21 protein-coding genes and 1 pseudogene are annotated in these 19,876 nt (G+C 58.3%); 11 read left to right on the forward strand and 11 right to left on the reverse strand.

The window, feature by feature from the left end; all coding sequences use genetic code 11:
- Nucleotides 1-32: 32 nt before the first annotated feature.
- From ilvC to miaA, 4 genes and pseudogenes are all read right to left on the reverse strand, one after another.
- Nucleotides 33-1,067, reverse strand: a complete 1,035-nt coding sequence (gene ilvC, locus AC0V6O_RS06325) for a ketol-acid reductoisomerase (RefSeq protein WP_472638489.1) — start codon at nt 1,065-1,067, stop codon at nt 33-35.
- 28 nt (nt 1,068-1,095) lie between these two features.
- Nucleotides 1,096-1,611: an acetolactate synthase small subunit gene (gene ilvN, locus AC0V6O_RS06330; protein WP_486142491.1), complete on the reverse strand. Its 516-nt coding sequence runs from the start codon at nt 1,609-1,611 to the stop codon at nt 1,096-1,098.
- A gap of 24 nt (nt 1,612-1,635) precedes the next feature.
- A pseudogene (ilvB, locus tag AC0V6O_RS06335) lies at nt 1,636-3,424 on the reverse strand (biosynthetic-type acetolactate synthase large subunit).
- Nucleotides 3,425-3,601: 177 nt separating this feature from the next.
- On the reverse strand, nt 3,602-4,549 hold the full coding sequence (gene miaA / locus AC0V6O_RS06340; protein ID WP_486142493.1) for a tRNA (adenosine(37)-N6)-dimethylallyltransferase MiaA: 948 nt from the start codon (nt 4,547-4,549) through the stop codon (nt 3,602-3,604).
- Between miaA and serB the strand changes: the two genes are divergently transcribed.
- Both serB and AC0V6O_RS06350 read left to right on the forward strand, forming a co-directional pair.
- Nucleotides 4,542-5,420, forward strand: a complete 879-nt coding sequence (gene serB / locus AC0V6O_RS06345; RefSeq protein ID WP_486142495.1) for a phosphoserine phosphatase SerB — start codon at nt 4,542-4,544, stop codon at nt 5,418-5,420. The genes miaA and serB overlap by 8 nt on opposite strands.
- Before the next feature lie 161 nt (nt 5,421-5,581).
- Nucleotides 5,582-6,403, forward strand: a complete 822-nt coding sequence (locus AC0V6O_RS06350) for a Coq4 family protein (protein ID WP_472638493.1) — start codon at nt 5,582-5,584, stop codon at nt 6,401-6,403.
- Here the strand turns inward: AC0V6O_RS06350 and AC0V6O_RS06355 are convergent.
- Both AC0V6O_RS06355 and AC0V6O_RS06360 read right to left on the reverse strand, forming a co-directional pair.
- A complete protein-coding gene (locus AC0V6O_RS06355) occupies nt 6,400-6,993 on the reverse strand; it encodes a ferric reductase-like transmembrane domain-containing protein (RefSeq protein WP_486142497.1) in 594 nt (197 codons plus the stop codon). The genes AC0V6O_RS06350 and AC0V6O_RS06355 overlap by 4 nt on opposite strands.
- A 22-nt stretch (nt 6,994-7,015) precedes the next feature.
- Nucleotides 7,016-7,702, reverse strand: a complete 687-nt coding sequence (locus tag AC0V6O_RS06360) for a nitroreductase family protein (RefSeq protein WP_486142499.1) — start codon at nt 7,700-7,702, stop codon at nt 7,016-7,018.
- Between the two features lie 132 nt (nt 7,703-7,834).
- Here AC0V6O_RS06360 and AC0V6O_RS06365 point away from each other — a divergent pair, with 132 nt between their 5' ends.
- Nucleotides 7,835-8,632 carry a Coq4 family protein gene (locus tag AC0V6O_RS06365; RefSeq protein WP_472638495.1) on the forward strand — a complete coding sequence of 266 codons (798 nt, stop codon included), beginning with the start codon at nt 7,835-7,837 and terminating at the stop codon, nt 8,630-8,632.
- On the opposite strand, the gene AC0V6O_RS06370 is transcribed toward AC0V6O_RS06365, so the two are convergent.
- From AC0V6O_RS06370 to AC0V6O_RS06390, 5 genes are all read right to left on the reverse strand, one after another.
- A complete protein-coding gene (locus AC0V6O_RS06370; protein ID WP_472638496.1) occupies nt 8,629-9,855 on the reverse strand; it encodes a TCR/Tet family MFS transporter in 1,227 nt (408 codons plus the stop codon). The genes AC0V6O_RS06365 and AC0V6O_RS06370 overlap by 4 nt on opposite strands.
- Nucleotide 9,856: 1 nt before the next feature.
- Nucleotides 9,857-10,189 (reverse strand): DUF6122 family protein, encoded by a 333-nt coding sequence (locus AC0V6O_RS06375; RefSeq protein WP_472638497.1) that lies wholly within the window; start codon nt 10,187-10,189, stop codon nt 9,857-9,859.
- A gap of 372 nt (nt 10,190-10,561) precedes the next feature.
- Complete coding sequence (gene purL, locus AC0V6O_RS06380; protein ID WP_486142502.1) at nt 10,562-12,808, reverse strand: phosphoribosylformylglycinamidine synthase subunit PurL; 2,247 nt, start codon at nt 12,806-12,808, stop codon at nt 10,562-10,564.
- Between the two features lie 15 nt (nt 12,809-12,823).
- Nucleotides 12,824-13,498, reverse strand: coding sequence for a metal-dependent hydrolase (locus AC0V6O_RS06385; protein WP_486142504.1), 675 nt, complete (start codon nt 13,496-13,498; stop codon nt 12,824-12,826).
- Nucleotides 13,499-13,518: 20 nt separating this feature from the next.
- Nucleotides 13,519-13,932, reverse strand: coding sequence for a DUF2177 family protein (locus AC0V6O_RS06390; protein ID WP_472638500.1), 414 nt, complete (start codon nt 13,930-13,932; stop codon nt 13,519-13,521).
- A 121-nt stretch (nt 13,933-14,053) separates the two neighbouring features.
- On the opposite strand from AC0V6O_RS06390, the gene AC0V6O_RS06395 reads away from it, so the two are divergent.
- From AC0V6O_RS06395 to AC0V6O_RS06430, 8 genes are all read left to right on the forward strand, one after another.
- Nucleotides 14,054-14,305: an exodeoxyribonuclease VII small subunit gene (locus AC0V6O_RS06395; RefSeq protein WP_486145531.1), complete on the forward strand. Its 252-nt coding sequence runs from the start codon at nt 14,054-14,056 to the stop codon at nt 14,303-14,305.
- Between the two features lie 12 nt (nt 14,306-14,317).
- Entirely contained in the window at nt 14,318-15,223 is a 906-nt protein-coding gene (locus AC0V6O_RS06400; protein ID WP_472638502.1) for a polyprenyl synthetase family protein, read from the forward strand.
- Complete coding sequence (locus tag AC0V6O_RS06405; RefSeq protein WP_486142507.1) at nt 15,220-15,630, forward strand: hypothetical protein; 411 nt, start codon at nt 15,220-15,222, stop codon at nt 15,628-15,630. Before AC0V6O_RS06400 ends, AC0V6O_RS06405 begins: the two co-directional genes overlap by 4 nt.
- A 43-nt stretch (nt 15,631-15,673) precedes the next feature.
- Nucleotides 15,674-16,186, forward strand: coding sequence for a pantetheine-phosphate adenylyltransferase (gene coaD, locus AC0V6O_RS06410; RefSeq protein WP_486142509.1), 513 nt, complete (start codon nt 15,674-15,676; stop codon nt 16,184-16,186).
- Between the two features lie 123 nt (nt 16,187-16,309).
- Nucleotides 16,310-17,038: a peptidylprolyl isomerase gene (locus tag AC0V6O_RS06415; RefSeq protein WP_486142511.1), complete on the forward strand. Its 729-nt coding sequence runs from the start codon at nt 16,310-16,312 to the stop codon at nt 17,036-17,038.
- Nucleotides 17,039-17,094: 56 nt separating this feature from the next.
- A complete protein-coding gene (queA, locus tag AC0V6O_RS06420; protein WP_486142513.1) occupies nt 17,095-18,129 on the forward strand; it encodes a tRNA preQ1(34) S-adenosylmethionine ribosyltransferase-isomerase QueA in 1,035 nt (344 codons plus the stop codon).
- Nucleotides 18,130-18,138: 9 nt separating this feature from the next.
- Nucleotides 18,139-19,086, forward strand: coding sequence for an ABC transporter ATP-binding protein (locus AC0V6O_RS06425; protein WP_486142515.1), 948 nt, complete (start codon nt 18,139-18,141; stop codon nt 19,084-19,086).
- Nucleotides 19,083-19,856 (forward strand): ABC transporter permease, encoded by a 774-nt coding sequence (locus tag AC0V6O_RS06430; RefSeq protein ID WP_486142517.1) that lies wholly within the window; start codon nt 19,083-19,085, stop codon nt 19,854-19,856. The genes AC0V6O_RS06425 and AC0V6O_RS06430 overlap by 4 nt, the downstream gene beginning before the upstream one ends.
- Nucleotides 19,857-19,876 lie beyond the last annotated feature (20 nt).

The following is a 19,876-nucleotide window of genomic DNA, read 5'->3' on the forward strand; positions in this document are numbered from 1 at the left end:
GCCGCGCGTTCCCGCGCAGCCCCAAGCTGTGCTTAGTTCTTAGACTTATCGACCAGCTTGTTCGCGCTGATCCATGGCATCATTGCGCGCAGCTCCGCTCCGGTCTTTTCGATCGGATGCGCTTCGGCTGCTTTGCGGCTGGCCTTCAGCTCTGGCTGGCCTGCGCGGTTATCCAACACGAAGTCTTTCACAAACCGACCTGATTGAATGTCCGCGAGCACTCGCTTCATTTCAGCCTTGGTCTCATCAGTGATGATGCGCGGACCGGTTTTGATATCGCCATATTCCGCAGTGTTGCTGATCGAATAGCGCATGTTGGCGATCCCGCCTTCGTACAGCAGATCGACGATCAGCTTAGTCTCGTGCAGGCATTCGAAATAGGCCATTTCCGGGGCGTATCCAGCCTCGGTCAGGGTCTCAAAACCGGCCTGAATCAGGTGAGTGATCCCGCCGCACAGGACGGCCTGCTCGCCGAACAGGTCGGTCTCGCACTCTTCCTTGAAATTGGTTTCGATCACGCCGCTGCGGCCGCCGCCCATGGCGCTGGCATAGGACAGGGCGAGCGATTTTGCATAGCCATTGCCGCCGCTGCTGGTGCCTTCCTGGTGGACCGCGATCAGGCACGGGACGCCGCCGCCGCGCTCATATTCGCTGCGCACGGTGTGGCCGGGGCCCTTTGGCGCGATCATGATCACGTCGATGTCCGCCGGCGGCTCGATCAAGCCAAAGTGAATGTTGAGACCGTGCGCAAAGGCGAGCGCGCTGCCCGGCTTCATATGGCCCGCCATATCATCGGCCCAGATCGCGGCCTGATGCTCATCCGGCGCCAGCACCATCACGAGGTCAGCCCATTCAGCCGCCTCGGTGTTGTTCATCACCTTAAAGCCAGCGGCCTCTGCCTTGGCCCGCGTGGCGGAGCCTTCGCGCAGTGCCACGGCGACTTCTTTAACGCCGCTGTCGCGCAGGTTTTGCGCATGGGCATGGCCTTGGCTGCCATAGCCGAGGATCGCGACCTTCTTGTTCTGGATCAGATCAAGATCAGCGTCGGCGTCGTAATAGACTTTCATGGATTTCCCTTTGTCTTCAATTCTATATTTAAGAGCCTTCGGCTCCGCGTAGCATTCCCACAATACCTGAGCGGCCGACCTCTACCAGGCCGAGTTCGCGCATCAGGGCGATGAAACTGTCAATTTTGTCCGGTGCACCGGTCAGTTCGAATACGAAACTTTCGGTGGTGGTGTCGACCACGCTGGCACGGAAGATATCGGCAACGCGCAGGGCCTCAACCCGCGCCTCGCCAGTGCCGGTGACCTTGATGAGCGCCAGCTCGCGCTCAACATGCGGGCCAGCTGTGGTGAGGTCGACGACGCCGTGCACTGGTACCAAACGCTCCAGCTGAGCCTCGATCTGATCGATCACTTGCGGCGGGCCATTGGTGACGATCGTGATCCGGCTGATCGCGTGATCGTCTGAAATATCGGCCACGGTCAGGCTGTCGATGTTGTAGCCGCGCGCGGTGAACAGTCCGGTGATCTTGGCCAGAATACCAGGCTCGTTATCGACCGTAACGGTAAGGACGTGCCGTTCGGCATTGTCGTGCGCAATTTTCATGTGACTGTTTCCTTCGCGGCCCGCTTAGACCAGCGCCTTCGCTTCGTCGTCCATGGTGCCTTCATGCGCATCGCCATACAGCAGCATTTCGGTGTGCGCCGCGCCTGATGGGATCATCGGCAGGCAGTTTGCATCCTTGGCGACCATGCAATCGACGATCACCGGGCCATCGGTGGCCAGCATCGCTTCAATGCCTGCATCCAATTCGTTTTCCTCGGTAATGCGAATGCCGGTCCAGCCATAGGCTTCGGCCAGCTTCACAAAATCCGGTAGGCTATCGGAATAGCTGTTGGAATAACGGCTTTCATAGGTCAGTTCCTGCCACTGGCGGACCATGCCCATATATTCATTGTTGAGGATGAAGATCTTGACCGGCAGGCGGTATTGGCTCGCCGTCCCAAGCTCTTGAATATTCATCTGAATGCTGGCTTCACCCGCAATATCAATCACGAGTGCATCGGGACAGCCAAGCTGTGCGCCAATCGCCGCTGGCATGCCGTAACCCATGGTGCCAAGCCCGCCACTGGTGAGCCATTTGTTCGGCTGTTCAAATCCGAAATATTGCGCCGCCCACATCTGGTGCTGGCCAACCTCGGTGGTGATGATTGGCTCGTGCTTGTGGGTGAGGGCATGCAGCCGCTCGACCGCCCTTTGCGGCATGATGGCGCTGGGATCTTTGGCGGATTTTTCCGGATAGGCGAGGCATTCGCGCGCGCGCCAACCGGCGATCCGCGCTTTCCATTCGCCAAGATCCTTCGGTTTTCGCGCGCCCCAGCTCTCGATCATCTGACCAAGCACTGTGGAACAATCACCAACAATGCCCAGCTCAACTGGGACAACTTTATTGATCGAGCTGCGATCAATATCGATGTGTACCTTCTTGGAATCAGGCGAAAATGCATCAAGTTTGCCAGTGACACGGTCATCAAAGCGCGCGCCGATGCAGACCATAACATCGGCTTTGTTCATCGCCAGATTGGCTTCATACGTGCCGTGCATCCCCAGCATGCCGAGCCAGTCGGGATGCTCAGAAGGAAACGCACCAAGCCCCATCAGGGTTGAGGTGACCGGCGCGCCGGTGATGTCCTGCAATTGACGTAGCAGGCGGGTCGCCTCTGGTCCGGAGTTAATGACTCCGCCTCCGGTGTAGAAAATGGGGCGTTCGGCAGCCGCAATCATTTCAACTGCTTCGATCACCTGCTCTGCGGGCGCTGCCATTTGCGGGGTATAGCGGTGCGATGCGGTCAGCTTTGCAGTGATCCTGCGCGATGGCACGGCGATCTGCACATCCTTGGGGATGTCGACCACAACCGGGCCGGGCCGCCCAGTCGTTGCAATGCGAAATGCCTCTTCCAAAACGGACTGAAGCTCCGCCGGGTCTTTGACCAGATAATTATGCTTTGTGCAGTGGCGCGTGATGCCGACGGTATCCGCCTCTTGAAAGGCATCGGTGCCGATCAGGCCGGTTGGAACCTGGCCGGTAATGACGACCATTGGGATCGAGATCCATATAGGCATCGGCAATCCCAGTGACGGCATTGGTCGCGCCGGGGCCAGAGGTGACCAGAACCACGCCCGGCTTGCCAGTGGCGCGAGCATAGCCCTCTGCCGCGTGTGCAGCGCCGGCCTCATGCCGGACCAGGATATGGCGCAGGCGTTCATCGCCAAACAGCTCATCATAAATCGGCAGAACAGCCCCGCCGGGATAGCCGAATACGAACTCAACACCCTGATCCACCAGGCATTGCGTTAGGATCGCTGCGCCTGATTGCTGATCGGCTTTGAGATTGTCGGGGTGGGGATGGTCCGACACGATTGCTTCCTTCTCGGTCTTGCTTGGCTCAGGCGCGGTCTGCATCCTGGGGCCGGCGGCTGATTTCACTTTGCTTGTTTCGACACAAGCTTGTATCAATAAATGAGGCCCGGCGCAGCGATAATGCGTCGGGCCTGATGAGAGCCTGCTATGAGTTATAATCTATCGCGTCAACGATTAATAACGTAATAATGATGCGAATACATCGGCTACATCAACATTTTTAGACTCGGAACGAGTCCAATCTTGCGATGATTGGTTGCGGAACCACGTATATTGCCGCTTTGCGTAATTGCGGGTCGCCTGCGCACCTGCGGCGATCACATCGGGGATCATGATGTGGCCGTGGAGATAATCGGAGATCTCCGGCACGCCGATCGCCCGCATTACAGGCAATCCCAGATCGAGCTTACGCTTAAGCAGAGCCTCAACCTCTTCAATCGCGCCATGTTCCAGCATCAAGCCAAAGCGGCGATCGCAGCGATCATAGAGCCATTCGCGCTGAGGCAGCATCACCAGCGGATGCAGCGTGATATCCTCGGCAATGCCGCCGGTTTTGGCATTGTGCCAATCGCTAAGGGAAGTGCCAGTGGATCGCACCACCTCCAGTGCGCGGGCGATCCGCTGGCTGTCACCGAGGGCCAGCATCAGGGCGCGCTCAGGGTCTTCAATCTGCAATGCGCTGTAGGCGCCTTGCGTGGGCAGAGCGCGCACATGGCGGCGGATTTCCGGGTCGATTTCCGGGATCGGGGCAATGCCCTCCAGCAGGATGTTCATATACATGCCGGTGCCGCCGACCAGGATCGGGACCGCGCCGTTTTCATGGCAATCGGCGATTTCCACGCGCGCTTTGCTGGCCCAATCGGCGGCGGAGCAGGCCCGCGATCCATCCCATGTGCCAAACAGGCGGTGCTCGATGCCCTCCATCTCCTCGGTGCTCGGACGCGCGGATAGCACTTGCAGATCGGCATAGACCTGCGCGCTGTCGGCATTGATCACAATCCCGGTCTTGCCCGCCTCGGCCAGCGCCTTTGCAAGGGCAATTGCAACCGCGCTCTTGCCGCTGGCGGTCGGCCCTGCAATGAGCGCGACTGGATTCAAATCAGGAGTATCACTTTTGCTCATTGCACGGCTGATAGCAGACAACGCGCAGCTTGAAACACGTCTTGTTGAGGGGCCGGAATGGCTGGCCGCAGCGGATGCAGAATTTTCGCTCACTCAGCTGGATGATGACCTGCACGAATTGGAGTGGGGATCGGAAAATGATCCCTCGTTGCTGCCGCGTGTGCTCGACGAGGTGCTAAAGCCTGAGGCCTCCTTGATCAGCGATCAAGGCTTTGAGATGCCGGACGTGTTCGTCTCCGACATGGATTCCACCATGATTGGGCAGGAATGCATTGATGAGCTGGCGGCTTATGCCGGGATCAAGCCGCAAATCGCGGCGATTACAGAGCGCGCAATGCAGGGTGAACTCGATTTTGAAGACGCGCTGCGGGAACGGGTGAAACTGCTTGCGGGGCTGGATGAGGGCGCAATTGCGCAGTGCCTGGCGGAGCGGATCACGCCCACACCGGGCGCGGCGACATTGGTCGCGACCCTGCTGGAGCAGGATTGCCGCACCGTGTTGGTCACCGGCGGCTTTCATCATTTCGCCGATGCGGTGGCAGAGCAATTGGGTTTCGAACGTGTGGTCGGCAATGTGCTGGAGGTGGAGGGGGGCAAGCTCACCGGGCGTCTCGCTGGGCCAGTCACCGATGCCGAGACGAAAGCGCGGGTGCTGCGCGAAGAGGTCGCAAAGGCAGGGCAGGGCGCGTTCAGCCTGGCTACCGGCGACGGGGCGAATGACATTCCGATGATCCATGCCTCAACCTATGGCTTTGCTTACCGCGCGAAGCCAAAGGCGCGCGCCGCCGCGAATGGGCGAATTGATGACGGAGACCTGACCGCCGTTTTGACCCTGCTCGGCGTGCCACAAGATGAGTGGGTTGAGGGCTGATTGCTGGCCGGTGGGCGCGCGATAGGGTGAGGTCAATGCGGGGCGAGTAACACGTCTTTACAAACCTAGGTCTTGTTTTGGGACTTAAACTACGTTATTTACACTAATGTAAGTAAGCGTCGGTATCATACGAATACCGCAACCCAATAAGGCCCGCACTGATGATCACCACCGCTCTTGAATATGCCCCTGACGGCACCGTCCTGCGTCACCCCGACCGTCCGCAGCCGAAATATTCATTGCCCAAGGCCGTGGGGCATTTCCGTAATTTGATGCGGGACAAGGAAGACACGAGCGAGGTCTTCAAGATTTTCGAAGCGTTGCCATCGAAGAATTTCATGCCGCGCGTTCGCTCTTTGATGCTGAGCGATTGGGGCGAGAAATTGCGCGCCAGCGAGCCAAACCTGCCCGATATTCTCGATGATCACGCGGAGCTGCGCAAAACCCCAAAGGGCAGCGTGGCCCATGCCTATTGCGATTTCATGGAGCGTGAAGGGCTGACCGCAGCGGGTCTGGTTGCTGAAAGTGATGCTTTGGGGCGCCCGAAATATAACGATCTCGTTCAGTGGTTTGGCGATCGTTCGCGCGACACGCACGATCTCTTCCACGTGCTCACCGGCTATGGCCGCGATGCCTTGGGCGAACAGTGCGTATTGCTATTCACCTATGGTCAAAGCCCCAGTCACGGGCACTTGCTGATCGGCTATGCCGGGGCGCTCAACATCAAAAAGTCGCTCGCGCGTAGCAATGCTCCGGTTCTAGGCGCTGCGCGTCAGGCTCAGCGCACGGGCAAGGGCGCACCAAGGCTGATCGAGCAGTCGATCCGCGAGCTGCTGGCGATGGATTTGCATGAGGCGCGCGCGATGCTCAAAATTCCAGAGCCTAGCGTCTACCGTGAATGCCACCGGATTTGGCGCGAAGAGGGGATTGATCCCTACGACATGCTCGCCAGCGAAAACACGCCGGAAGCGGTCGCCGCTTAAGCTGACGACTGCGCTTTCGAATTGCGGCGCCATGCGGCAAATCGAATGCCCGCTGCGGCCAAAGCGACCGCGGTGAACAACACTCCCTCTAATGCGGTTTCGGGCTGAGTGATCCGACCGGCGTAGCTCTGTAGGAATATAAACCACAGATAGTGGATCCCGGCCCAATGCAATTGCTTCCAACGCTTGCCGAGCAGCTTCATCGCTTGTTGGTTGGACGTAATCGCCATGGCGAACAGCAAGACGTAGGCGAAGCCGCCTCCAAGTACGGCTATCAGCTCCGGCAACTCACCCAAGGTCCGGTAAAGCATCACAATTGCCACCAAATGCACCGTGTGCGTGAGCGCGAAACCCAAGCCGATATACTTACGCTGCCTAAGCAGCTGCTTGGCCCATGGGGCTTTTGTCAGCTGCACAAGTGGGCGCGCAATATAGGCGAGAATCAGCAGAGGAAACCCGACCCTGGCGGTGAAGCGCGTTGCGGCGGACCATTGCTCTTCCGCGCCGTCACCCACCGCAAACCCAGCCGCCATCGCTCCCACCGCGAGGGTAATGGCCAGCCATATGGGGTAGCTCTTGGACATCGTCATTCAGCTTGCATCCTAGCCACCGCTATAGCCAGCTAGCGATCTGGCTCAGCGGCTTTTTCTTCAGCGCATGAGCTGGCACGGTTGCATCCGCGCTGGGCCGGCCGGCCACCACAATCATCAGCGGCTTTTCCCATTCGGGCCGCTCACACGCCTCGCGCAGGAAGCCCATGGGTGATGGCGTATGCGTCAGGGTCGAACAGCCGCCCTCATGCAGCGCCGCGATCAACATTCCGCAGGCGATCCCGACGCTTTCATTGACGTAGTAATTCTGCGTTTTGCCATCCTCCTCGATCCCGCCTTTGCGCTGAGCAAACACGACGATCAAATAGGGTGCGGTTTCCAGAAACGGCTTGTCAGCATCGGTGCCAAGGTCGCTCAAAGCATCCAGCCATTCATCGCTCGCCTTGGGTTTGTCGCCATCCTCGCCGTAAAACCGCTTTTCCTCTTCCTCCGCTGCGAGGCGGATCGCGCGCTTCTTCTCTGGCGAGGTTACGACGGCGAAATGCCACGGCTGATGATTGGCGCCATTGGGCGCCGTGCCAGCAGCCTCAATCGCGGCCTCGATCACTTCACGCGGCACCGGCTGATCGGAAAAATAGCGGCAGGATCGGCGCTCTTTCAGCCGATCGCGAAGGCTCTGCGCGCGGGCAATCGCCTCCTCAGCGGGCAGGGCGGGCAGGTGATAGGGAACGGTTTCGTGGTCTTTCATGCCCAACCTATTGCGCGTTGGCTCGGCAAAGGAAAGAGGCGAGTGCACGCACTACTAACATCAATGTAGGTTGCATTTTGTGAACCTATTTGTCATAAGCTGTGTGCGACTCGAAAAAAGCGGAGCAAACACATGAACTGGCTCGACCTTCCACTGCTGCACCCGGACCGCGATGTTACCGGGTTCCGCCCGATTGCGGCCTTGCGCCATTTTCGCAAACTGGTGGCAGATAAGGAAGACACGAAGCAGGTTTTCCATATCATTGAGGCGTTGAAAGGCCGCAAGGTCCAGGCTCAGGCAGAGGAATTCCTCAAATCACCCAACGCGCGCAATTTTATGCGGCGCGAGAGCATTCTGCCGGTTGCTGACATGCTCGATGATCACAGCCGCTGGGACGATTGCGAACCGAACACCGTCGCGCAGCATTACATCCGCTTTATGAAGCGCGAGGGCCTGACCGCGAATGGTCTGGTTGAGGAAAGCTATGGCTGGCGACCGCGTGAGGAACGCCCGGAGGATCAGGTTGAATGGTATCTGTGCCGCCTGCGCGATACACATGATCTGTTCCACATCCTTACGGGCTATGGCCGCGATGCCCTGGGCGAGGCGGCGCTGCTCGGTTTCAGCTATGAGCAGAACCACAATCTCGGCGTGAAATTCATTGCCTATGCCGCCGCGCGGCAGATCAAGAAGGTGACCGGCACGAAGGCACCGCTCTACGATGCGATCCGCGAAGGGCGCGATCTGGGTAAAGCCGCCGCCACTTTGGCGCATATGGATGTTGAGGCGGTGATGCGCGAAGACATTGATACGGTCCGCACAATGCTCAGCATTGGAGAGCCGGTGATCTATCGCCAATGCCTGGCTCAGCTTGATGCGGAAGGTTTCGCTAAACAGAATCTCGACCTGTCGGAGGTTCAAGCAGCCTAATCATCGATGCGAGAAATCACCCGATACAACACAGCGAGTGAGGCATAGCCCAGGATTGCTGCGAGCAGGAACGGCGCTCCGGGAAAGAACAGCCCCTTATCATCGGCGAAATAGCCAAAAGTCGCTGTCATAATCACTGGTCCGATGATGCTGGTGATGCTCATGGTGCTGGCGACTGCACCCTGCAATTCACCTTGCGCGTCTTCTGAAATCCGTTCGCTCATCATCTGCTGCATCGCGGGGAAGGTTACGCCTGCGACTGTGCCGACAATGATTGCCAAGATAATCATCCAGCTACCAACCGCAAAAGCGGATATCAGATAAGATGGTAGACCGATCAGCAAGCCCACGACGGCCGTGCGTTTTGCGCCAAACCGTTTGATCATTACGCCAGTAAGGCCCGCCTGACTGATGACCAGCAGCACACCATAGAGCGTTGCCCCAAGTCCGATGTCAAGCTCACTCCATTCGAACCGGAAACGCACGTAATATGACCATACCGCCATGGTTGCTTGCGCAGCCATTTGCAGCAGAAAGATGACGCCCAAAAAGCCCAAGACGATTGGCGTCTGCGCCATTTGAATGATCGTGCCCATCGGATTGGCACGGGCGAATGAAAAGGTGCGGCGGCGATCAGCGGGTAAAGTTTCGCGCAGCATGAAAAAGCCGAACACAGCGCCGCCAATTGCTAGAATGGCTGAGGCGACGAAAGGCGCTCTTACCGAATATTCACCCAAAACCCCGCCAATTGCAGGACCGACGACAAAGCCGAATGCACCGGCGCCGCCAAGAATGCCGAACAGCCTTCCGCGATCCTCTGGCCCCGCAACATCGGCAACGCAGGAATTCGCCGCGGCCCAGCTTGCCCCCATGATCCCTGATATGATCCGGCCGATGAACAGCCACCACAGGTCCGGGGCAAGAGCCATGATGATGTAATCGATCCCAAGCAGGAACAGTGTGACAAGCAGGATAGGACGGCGACCATATTGGTCGGACAGCCCGCCGATCACCGGCGCAAACAGGAATTGCATCAGTGCATAAGCAAACAGCAGCCAGCCGCCGATGCTCGCCGTCTGGTCTTCGCTCTGCCCCGTCATGCTTTCAAGTAGGGCGGGCATGACAGGCACAATCAAGCCGATACCCATCATGTCGACAAACACGATGAAGGCGACAAATCCCAAGGTGGATTTGCTAACCGGTTGGCTGTTTCCCCCTGTCATGTCACCACATTTGCATCATACAATCGCCATAGTCGACCGCGAGGTGCCACAAGGCGCCAATGCCGAGCGCGCGAACCCACCACGGCGCTTTGGGCAAAGCAACCATCACCGCATAAAGCCCCGCGCCGACCCAGCCGTGCAGATAGTGAAAACCAATGCTGCAGCGGTTCGGATCAAAGATCGGATCGGCCAGCAGGTGATCGAGATCGATCAGGTTCGCGCTGGCGATCACTAACCCTGCGCGCAACCAATTCTCGCGCCAGATCAGCCAGCCGATTGCAAACGGGACGAGCCAATGACCACCGTAGTGGAGTATGGGTTGGAGGAGGTCCAACTAGTTTCCGATCAGGCTGAGCCTGTCGAAGCCTTGAATTTTCTTATTCGCGAAGGGGCGAGGGAAAGACAGCCCTTCGACAAGCTCAGGGCGAACGGCTTTGAAAGTCACCTCTCCATCCAATCCCTCGGCGTCACCCCGGACTTGATCCGGGGTCCATCCCCACCGGCAAGTTTGCGAAGAGTGCGCTTGCGATGGAGGCTGAACCAGGTTCAGCATGACGGGGGATTGGGTTCGTTCACCCCTCCATCCATTCGTGTAATCGTCATCGCGAGGAGGCCAATTGGCCGACGCGGCGATCCAGATTGCGACGGAAGAGAGATGGATTGCCGCGCCTTGCTCGCGCAAGGCTCGCAATGACGAGTGGGGCCGTCACCCCTCCATCCAGTCCCGGAAGAAGCTGGCATGGGCTTCGCGGAGGTCGGCGAGGGGGACGTTCACTTCGTTGTGCATTTGGTCAGCAGGGATATGGATTGACTTACCTTCAACGCGGCCGAGGCCAGCCATATCGATGCCGGCACTTTCGATCGTGTCGACTGCCTCTTGGCCATCTTTGTCTGAAACGCAGATGAGGTAACAACCTTGAGACTCTCCAAAAAGAAAGTCAGGGCGAAGCGAGCAGTCGTTTTCCAAATACACACCGAGGTTGCTAGCCATTGCCATCTCAGCAGCCGCGACTAACCAACCACCGTCCGACACGTCATGAACAGCATTCGCTAGGCCTTTTCCTATTAGAGTTCTGACAAGATCAGCTGTTTCTCGTTCGCGTGATAGGTCTACTTCGGGCGGAGTTCCTCCACTTTGCATCAAGATTTCGTTCGCCCAGAGTGATTGCCCCAAAGTACCTATGGTACTTCCCACTAGAAGGAGGAAATCACCCTCATTCTTGAACCCCATCGTCATCATCTTCGAATAATCATCGATAATGCCGACTCCGCCGATGGCTGGGGTGGGGAGGATCGCGCTGCCGCCACCGGTCGCTTTGCTTTCGTTATAGAGCGAGACGTTGCCGCTCACGATTGGGAAGTCGAGCGCACGGCAGGCGTCGCCCATGCCCTCCAGAGCGTGGACGAATTGCGCCATGATCTCGGGCCGCTGCGGGTTGGCGAAGTTCAGGCAATTGGTCACGGCCAGCGGGCGCGCGCCGACGGCGCATAGGTTGCGATACGCCTCCGCAATCGCTTGTTTGCCGCCTTCATACGGGTCGGCATAGACATAGCGCGGGGTGCAATCGGTGGTCAGCGCCAGCGCTTTCTGCGTGCCGTGCACGCGCACAACGCCCGCATCGCCGCCCGTTTGCAGCGTATCACCCATCACCTGGCTGTCATATTGTTCCGAAATCCAACGGCGGCTGGCGAGGGCCGGGCTGGCCATGAGTTTGAGCAGGTCAGCGCCGATATCCGTGCTTTCCGGCACATCATCCAGCGGCTTGATCTTGGCCCAGGCCTTGTATTCCTCTTTCGAGAGGTACGGCCGCTCATATTCCGGCGCGTCGGCGGCCAGCGGCCCTAGCGGAATGTCGCAAACCACTTCACCGCCCCATTCCAACACCATATGGCGGGTGTCGGTCACTTCGCCGATCACGGCAAAATCGAGCTCCCATTTCTTGAAGATTTCGGCCGCCATCGCCTCTTTGCCGGGCTTCAGCACCATGAGCATCCGCTCCTGACTCTCGCTCAGCATCATTTCGTAAGGGGTCATGCCCTCTTCGCGGCACGGGACCATATCCATGTTGAGGCGGATGCCCGCCTTGCCATTGGTTGCCATTTCCACGCTGGAGGAGGTGAGGCCCGCGGCCCCCATATCCTGAATGGCGACGATGGCGTCGGTCGCCATCAGTTCCAGACACGCCTCAATCAGCAGCTTTTCCGTGAACGGATCGCCAACCTGCACGGTGGGGCGCTTGGCCTCTGCGTCTTCCTCAAAATCGGCGCTGGCCATGGTCGCGCCGTGGATGCCATCGCGCCCGGTCTTTGACCCGACATAGACGATGGGATTGCCGACGCCGGTTGCGGCGGAATAGAAAATCTTATCCGTATCCGCGACGCCCACGGTCATCGCATTGACCAGAATATTGCCGTCATAGGCCGGGTGAAAATTGGTCTCGCCGCACACGGTCGGCACGCCGACGCAATTGCCATATCCGCCAATGCCCGCGACCACGCCCTTTACCAGATGCTGCATCTTGGGGTGCTCTGGCCGGCCAAAGCGCAGCGCATTGGCGTTCGCCACCGGACGCGCGCCCATGGTGAAGACATCGCGCAGGATCCCGCCAACGCCGGTTGCCGCGCCTTGATATGGCTCGATATAGGATGGGTGGTTGTGACTCTCCATCTTGAAGATCGCCGCCTGGCCATCACCAATGTCGATCACGCCCGCATTCTCACCCGGGCCGCAAATCACCCAAGGAGCTTCGGTCGGCAGTTTCTTCAAATGGAAGCGCGAGCTCTTGTAAGAGCAATGCTCCGACCACATCACGGAAAAGATGCCCAGCTCCACCATATTGGGCACGCGGCCCAGGCTTTTCAGGACCTGTTCGTATTCCTCAGGCGAGAAGCCATGCTGCTCGACAATTTCGGGTGTGATTTTGGGCGCGCTGGCTGGTGATGAATCGCTCATGCACGGCCCTTTAATTCACTCGCTTGGGGCCGCCAAGCCTCCACGCCGAATGTGCCAGCGGTTATGCCCGACCCACCACGCCAGAACCGTGGTAACGGCAAAGGCGATCAGCGCCTGGGCATAGAGTACGATGTTCGCCTCTGTCGGGACAGGACCGAACCAATTGATCACCTGCATCAGCAGTAGCACACCCAGCAAGATCAGCGGCGGGCCAATCGGGCCGCGCGTGCGCTTCACATAGATCATGAACGCGCCAATGGTGATCAGCAGCTCCAGCGGCATCGCGATCTGTGGGTAATTCCACAGGCCTAGGCCATATGCCTTTGGCCCGCCTGCGATGGTCATATCCGGTGCATGGGTCAGCCAATCGAGCGCCCAGTGCGACAGGACGACAAAGGCGGCGAGGACCCCGCCAAAGAAATTGCGCTGCCAAATCATCACGATAATCGCGAACACCGCCGCCCATATCGCCGTGCCTAATAAGGAATGCGTGAAGGGCATGTGATAAAGGTCAAACGGCACCATCACCGTCGCGTCCGGATCGACCCGCATTTTTTCAACGCCCACTATGGCAAGTGCGAAAAAGCCCCAATCGACCAATTGCGCCGCGACAAACAAAGTGCCCAGCCGCGGAGAGCGCGGTGAGATGGCTGCGGCGGCAAGTGCCGGCGCGAAGTGACCGATAAACATGGGTGCCCCTTATCCCGATTTTACCGCGCGGATTTCTGCGTGAATTTCAACGTGACGAATGCCGCTATAGAGCTAGCCGTGCCGGTTGCAAACGCGCCCCAGATTATATCCAGCACTGTGACATGCGTTGCCCACACCTTGAACACCGCCTGGCTGGTAAGATCAAAGGTGGCATAGCATAGTGCACCCAGCAGCGCGCCATTGAGTGTAGCACTCGCTACTTTGCCGCTTTCAAGCGCTGGCTTTACGCCAAACCAAACCATGCCTGCGACATAGAGGAAGTAGAACGTGGCCGCCGCGCCGGCATTGATGCTGTCGGCCATCAACTCGCCAATGTTGGGCTGATAAAGGTTCGCTCCCGCCCAATTCAGCCACATCGCATCCAGCACGCCAAATGCGAGCGCCGCCGTGATGTAGGCAATGAACCACTTCATTTGCATTTCCCCGTTTCATGCGCAGCCTTGACCGGGCGCGCCGCGCGGGTCAATGCTCCGCGCTTCGTGAGCCGGGATCAAAACCCGCTTTCTAGTAAATTTGTGGTCTAACGAGGGACAGATCATCGAAAACGCGCCCGAACTTTCCGAAATGAGCTTTGAACAGGCGCTCAGCGCGCTGGAAACCATTGTCCAGCAATTGGAGCGCGGCGATGTTCCGCTCGACGAATCCATCGCCCTGTATGAGCGCGGTGAGAAGCTGCGCGAGGCATGCCAAAAGCGGCTTGATGCGGCGAGCGCGCGGATCGAGAAGATCGTGACCAACCGTGATGGCGCCGCCGCCGGCACAGAGCCGCTCGACGCGCAGCAATAGGAGCCGCGACGCGTGGGGGATAAAGCAAGCTTGCTGGCCGATCAGCTAAAGCGTGTTCAAGGCGAGATCGACTCTGTTTTCGATGCGTTTTTGCCTGTGCCCCAGGATACGCGCGCCCGGCTGGTCGAGGCGATGCGATACGCCGCAATTGGTGGCGGAAAGCGTGTCCGCCCGCTGTTATTGGTTAGCACAGCGGAATTGTTCGGCGTTGATCGCACGGCGGCCCTGCGCGCAGCCTGCGCGGTCGAGGCGATTCATGTCTATTCGCTGATCCATGATGATCTACCCTGCATGGACGATGATGATCTGCGCCATGGCAAGCCGACTGTGCACAAGGTGTTTGACGAGGCGACCGCGGTGCTCGCGGGCGACGCTTTGCACGCGCTGGCGTTTGAAATTCTGGCCGATCAAGACACTAGCACGGATCCCTTTACCTGCAGCGAGTTGATGATGACGCTGGGCACAGCCAGCGGGATGAAAGGCATGGCGGGCGGTCAGATGATGGATATGGTCGCGGATGATGAAGGGATCGAATACGACCTTCACTCCATCACCCGGCTGCAGCAGCTTAAAACTGGCGCTTTGCTGGCCGCTTCGGTTGAGATGGGAGCGATTATGGGCAAGGTTGCCCCGGAAGGGCGCGCGCATTTGCGGGCGTACTCACGCGATATTGGCTTGGCATTTCAGATTGCCGACGATCTGCTCGATGTGAGCGGGGATGAGGCAAAGGCGGGCAAGGCGCTGCGCAAGGATGAAAGCCAAGGTAAGCAGACCTTCGTTACCTTGATGGGCGCGGAGAAGGCCCGTGAACAGGCCAGCGCGCTGGTCGATCAGGCGATTGGTCATCTCGCGAGCTATGGCGAAGAGGCAGAGACGCTGCGGGCGCTAGCGCGCTTTGTGGTTGAGAGGGATCGATGATTACTGGCGCCGTTAGCGGCAAGGTGATTGCATGCGCCATGATCACTCTTGGTTTAGTTGGGTTGATAGGCCTTCAGCATTGGTCTGATCAGTCTCATCGAGATGCTCTCGGAAATTCGGAGGCTCGCATAGAGGCTCTGAATGTCTTTTTTCCCGGCTTCATTTGTGAAGACTTGCGAGTTGTCGAAGTCATCGAGCCATATGATGACCTGCCATATGACGGTGGGTCTGAGATGGTTATGTCAGATGGATGCAGGTCTGATCTATTAGCTAGAGTTCGCGGCGAGGACTCTTTTTTCCCGTCTCTACTTGATGAGAATTGCTACCGCCGCGATGGTAGAACAGCTACCCGTGAATTGTGCTTCAGGGAAAAGACGGTCTATTTTGGCAGCGGCCAAATTGGCTGACTTACGAACCAGCTTGCTCGGCCGTTGAAAGGGATAGATAGTTATGAGCGAACGCATCGGAATTTATCCCGGGACCTTTGACCCGATCACTTTGGGCCATGCCGATATTATTCGGCGCGGGGCGAAACTGGTCGACAAGCTCATCATTGGGGTCACCACCAATCCGTCTAAGAACCCTATGTTCTCGACCGAGGAGCGCTTTGCCATGGTCGAGCGTGAAGTTGCGAATATGGGCGTGAGCAATGTCGAAGTGGTGGGTTTCAACGCGCTACTCGTCAAATTCGCGCAAAAGCAGGGCGCAAGTGTAATCATCCGCGGATTGCGCGCGGTGGCGGACTTTGAATACGAATATCAGATGGCGGGCATGAACCAGCAACTTGATGACGATATTGAGACCGTGTTCCTGATGGCCGATGTATCGCTCCAACCCATTGCCTCGAAATTGGTCAAAGAAATTGCGCTATATGGCGGTGATATAACGCCTTTTGTCAGTAAAAAAGTGTGTGATGAGGTCAATGCGCGGGTCAAAGAAATCGGCCTGAAGGGCGATTATTAGGCCAATCGCGCTGTCCCGGGCCTGCGCTTAGCTGTCGATGGCGTGTCACTCATTCATTGAAGTGTCAGGCGCGCGTGGTTAAACAGCGTCCAGAACACACAATTGCCCGGAAAAACGACCTTCATGATCTTTCGTAAAATACTCTGCGCTTCCGCTTCGCTTGCGCTGTTTTGTGCGCCTCACGCTGCTTCTGCGCAAGACGCAGAACCCGAAGGTGAGGCACCAGCCGCAGAAGGTGAAGCGCCAGCAGCAGAAGCCGAAGCGCCAGCGGCAGAACGCCGGGTCTTTGGGCCCGTGAGTTTTGATATGAATGAGGATCCCGATAATGTCTGGGTGCTCGATCTGTCGAACGGCGAACGCGTGGCAATCCGGTTGAAGCCGGATTGGGCGCCGAACCATGTTGAGCGGGTCAAAACGCTGACCCGTCAAGGATTTTACGACGGGATCATTTTTCACCGCGTGATTGAGGGCTTTATGGCTCAAGGCGGGGATCCAACGGGCACCGGTCAGGGCGGCTCTGAATTGCCTGATCTCAAGGCAGAATTTAACCCGATGCCGCATGTCCGCGGCAGCCTGGCAATGGCCCGAGCTACCTCAGAAGACAGCGCGAACAGCCAGTTCTTCATCGTATTCTACCCGCGTTTCAGCCTGGATAAGCGCTACACCAACCTAGGTCGCGTGATCAGCAATATGGCCGGCGTCGATGCGATCAATCGGGGCGAGCCGCCAACCGAGCCAACCCGCATTCTTCAGGCCTCGCTGGCCAGCGACAACAAGCCGAAGCCGGCATTGCCAGCACCAGCGGTGGAAGAAGAGATCACTGCGGACGCTCTAAGCGCGCCGATCAGTTAAGAATCTGATCCCGGTTTTGCTTTCCGCAGCGGGCAGGCGCAGCTAAGGCCGCGCGCATGCGCGTTGACCTGTTTGATTTCGACCTTCCGCAAGATCTGATTGCGCTGCGCCCGGTGCGCCCGCGCGATGCTGCGCGCATGCTTGTAGCGCGCGGGGATGAGCCGTTTGCCGATAAAGGCGTTCGCGATCTGCCCAGCCTGCTTAAGGCGGGCGATGTGCTGGTCTTCAACGATACGCGCGTGATCCCGGCTCAGCTAGAGGGGCGACGCGCGGGCGGTGAAGCCAAGATCGGTGCGACGCTGCACAAAAGGATCGATCTGCGCCGTTGGCAGGCCTTCATCCGCAACGCGAAACGCGTGAAAGAGGGCGATCAACTGGTATTTGGCGGCGGAGTGACCGCCATTGCGGAGGCTCGCCATGCTGATGGCAGCATCACTTTGATGTTCGAAGGCGAGGAACCGGTTGAAGTGCTGCTGGAGCGGGCGGGGCGGATGCCTCTGCCGCCTTATATCGCGGGTAAACGCGGGATCGATGAGGCTGACCTCAAGGACTATCAAACCATGTTTGCCACCGAGGATGGCGCAGTTGCTGCGCCCACGGCTTCGCTGCATTTCACGCCTGAGCTCGTCGATGCGATTGATGCGGCGGGGATCGGGCGAGAGACGCTGACCTTGCATGTGGGCGCGGGCACATTTCTGCCAGTGAAGGCTGACGACACCGACGATCATCAAATGCACAGCGAATTTGGCCGGATAGAGGCCGATGTTGCCGAGCGCCTGAACGCCGCCCGCGCGGCTGGCGGGCGGTTGATCGCGGTTGGCACCACCTCTCTGCGGTTGCTCGAAAGCGCGGCGCGGGTGGATGGCCAGATCGAGGCCTTTGCGGGCGATACCGACATCTTCATCACGCCGGGGTATCAATTTCGCGCGGTCGATGGGCTGATGACCAATTTTCACCTGCCGAAATCGACGCTGATGATGCTGGTCAGCGCGCTAATGGGCCGGGACCGTATGATGGCGGTCTATGCCCATGCGATTGAAAACAAATACCGGTTCTACTCTTATGGTGACTCGTCCCTGCTGCTGCCGTAACCAATGGCTATGCATGAACCCATTCTTTCCATCGCAGGCCTGACCAAGGTGTATTCTGGCGGCGTAAAGGCGCTGGATGATGTTGATCTGGAGATCCGCAAGGGCGAGATTTTTGCTCTGCTAGGGCCAAACGGGGCGGGCAAGACGACGCTGATCGGCGCGGTTTGTGGATTGGTGCGGCCAAGCGGCGGGGTGATCACCGCATTCGGTCATGATCTGTCGCGCGAATGGCGAGCTGCGCGAGCGCGCATTGGCCTGGTTCCGCAAGAGCTTAGCACGGATATGTTCGAGACCGTTGAGCGGGCGGTCAGCTATTCACGCGGCTTGTTTGGCCATCCGCCGGACAAAGCGCGCATCCACGAAATTCTGCGCTCGCTCAGCCTCTATGAAAAGCGAAGTGCGCAAATCCGTGAGCTTTCGGGCGGGATGAAGCGCCGCGTTCTGATCGCGAAAGCGCTGGCGCATGAGCCAGAGCTGTTGTTCCTTGATGAACCCACCGCTGGGGTTGATGTCGAGCTGCGCAAAGACATGTGGCAGCAGATTAGCGCTCTGCGAGAACGCGGGACAACGGTTATCCTCACCACTCATTACATCGAAGAGGCGGAGGAAATGGCTGACCGCGTCGGGATCATTCGCGGCGGCAAAATCCTGATGGTGGATGACAAAGCCTCAATGATGAAGCGGCTTGGGCGGACGGAGGCGGTGCTGCAATTGGCTGAGCCGTTGTCTGAATTGCCGCAGAGTATTTCGGCGTTACCATTGGAGTTGAGCGCGAATGGCCGCGAGCTGTGCTTTCGCGGCGGAGATGGGACAGGCAAGGGCCGCCAACAGGTCGCCGAGCTAACCAAGGCGCTGATCGCGGCGGGAATTGACTTCACTGGTATCGACATCCGTGAAAGCTCGCTGGAGGATATCTTTGTCTCGCTCCTCTCCGATCAGCAGGAGGCCGCGCAATGAGTTTTGGTTTCAACGCGCGCGGTGCTTGGTCGATCTACACTCGCGAATTGATGCGGGCGTTGCGCACGGCATTCCAGTCGATCCTCTCGCCCGTGCTCACCACATCGCTCTATTTCATCGTGTTCGGCACGGTCATCGGCGCACGGATGGAGCCGGTTGACGGGGTCGCTTACGGGGCCTTCATCATTCCCGGACTGCTGATGCTTACCCTGCTGGGGGAAACCACCAGCAATTCGAGTTTTGGTATCTACATGCCGCGATTTACCGGCACGATTTACGAGCTGCTCTCTGCGCCGGTGGGCGTGGCAGAGACGCTGATCGGATTTGTCGGGGCGGCGGCGACCAAGGGGCTATTGCTAGCAGGCATCATCCTCATCACCGCGACCTTCTTTGTCGATTACGAGATTAAATATCCGCTGTTTACCGCACTCTACATCATGCTGATCGCGGCGAGTTTCTCTCTGTTCGGCTTTATTCTCGGCATTTGGGCGGATGGTTTTGAAAAGCTTGGGATTATCCCGCTGCTCATTCTCACTCCGCTGACGTTCCTGGGGGGCACATTTTACTCGATCGATGATTTGCCAGAGCCGTGGAATTCGGTCGCATTGGCCAATCCTATCGCCTTTCTGGTCAGCGGGCTGCGCTGGACGTTTTATGGTACCTCGGATGTGCCGATTGAGTTGTCGCTGGGCCTGACGCTCGGCTTTTTGGTCATTTGCACGGCAATTATCGCATTCATTTTCAAGACTGGCTGGCGCTTGCGAGAGTGACGCGCTAGGCGCTGCGCGAC

It is taken from the genome of Erythrobacter sp. JB2-19 (genome assembly GCF_057365005.1).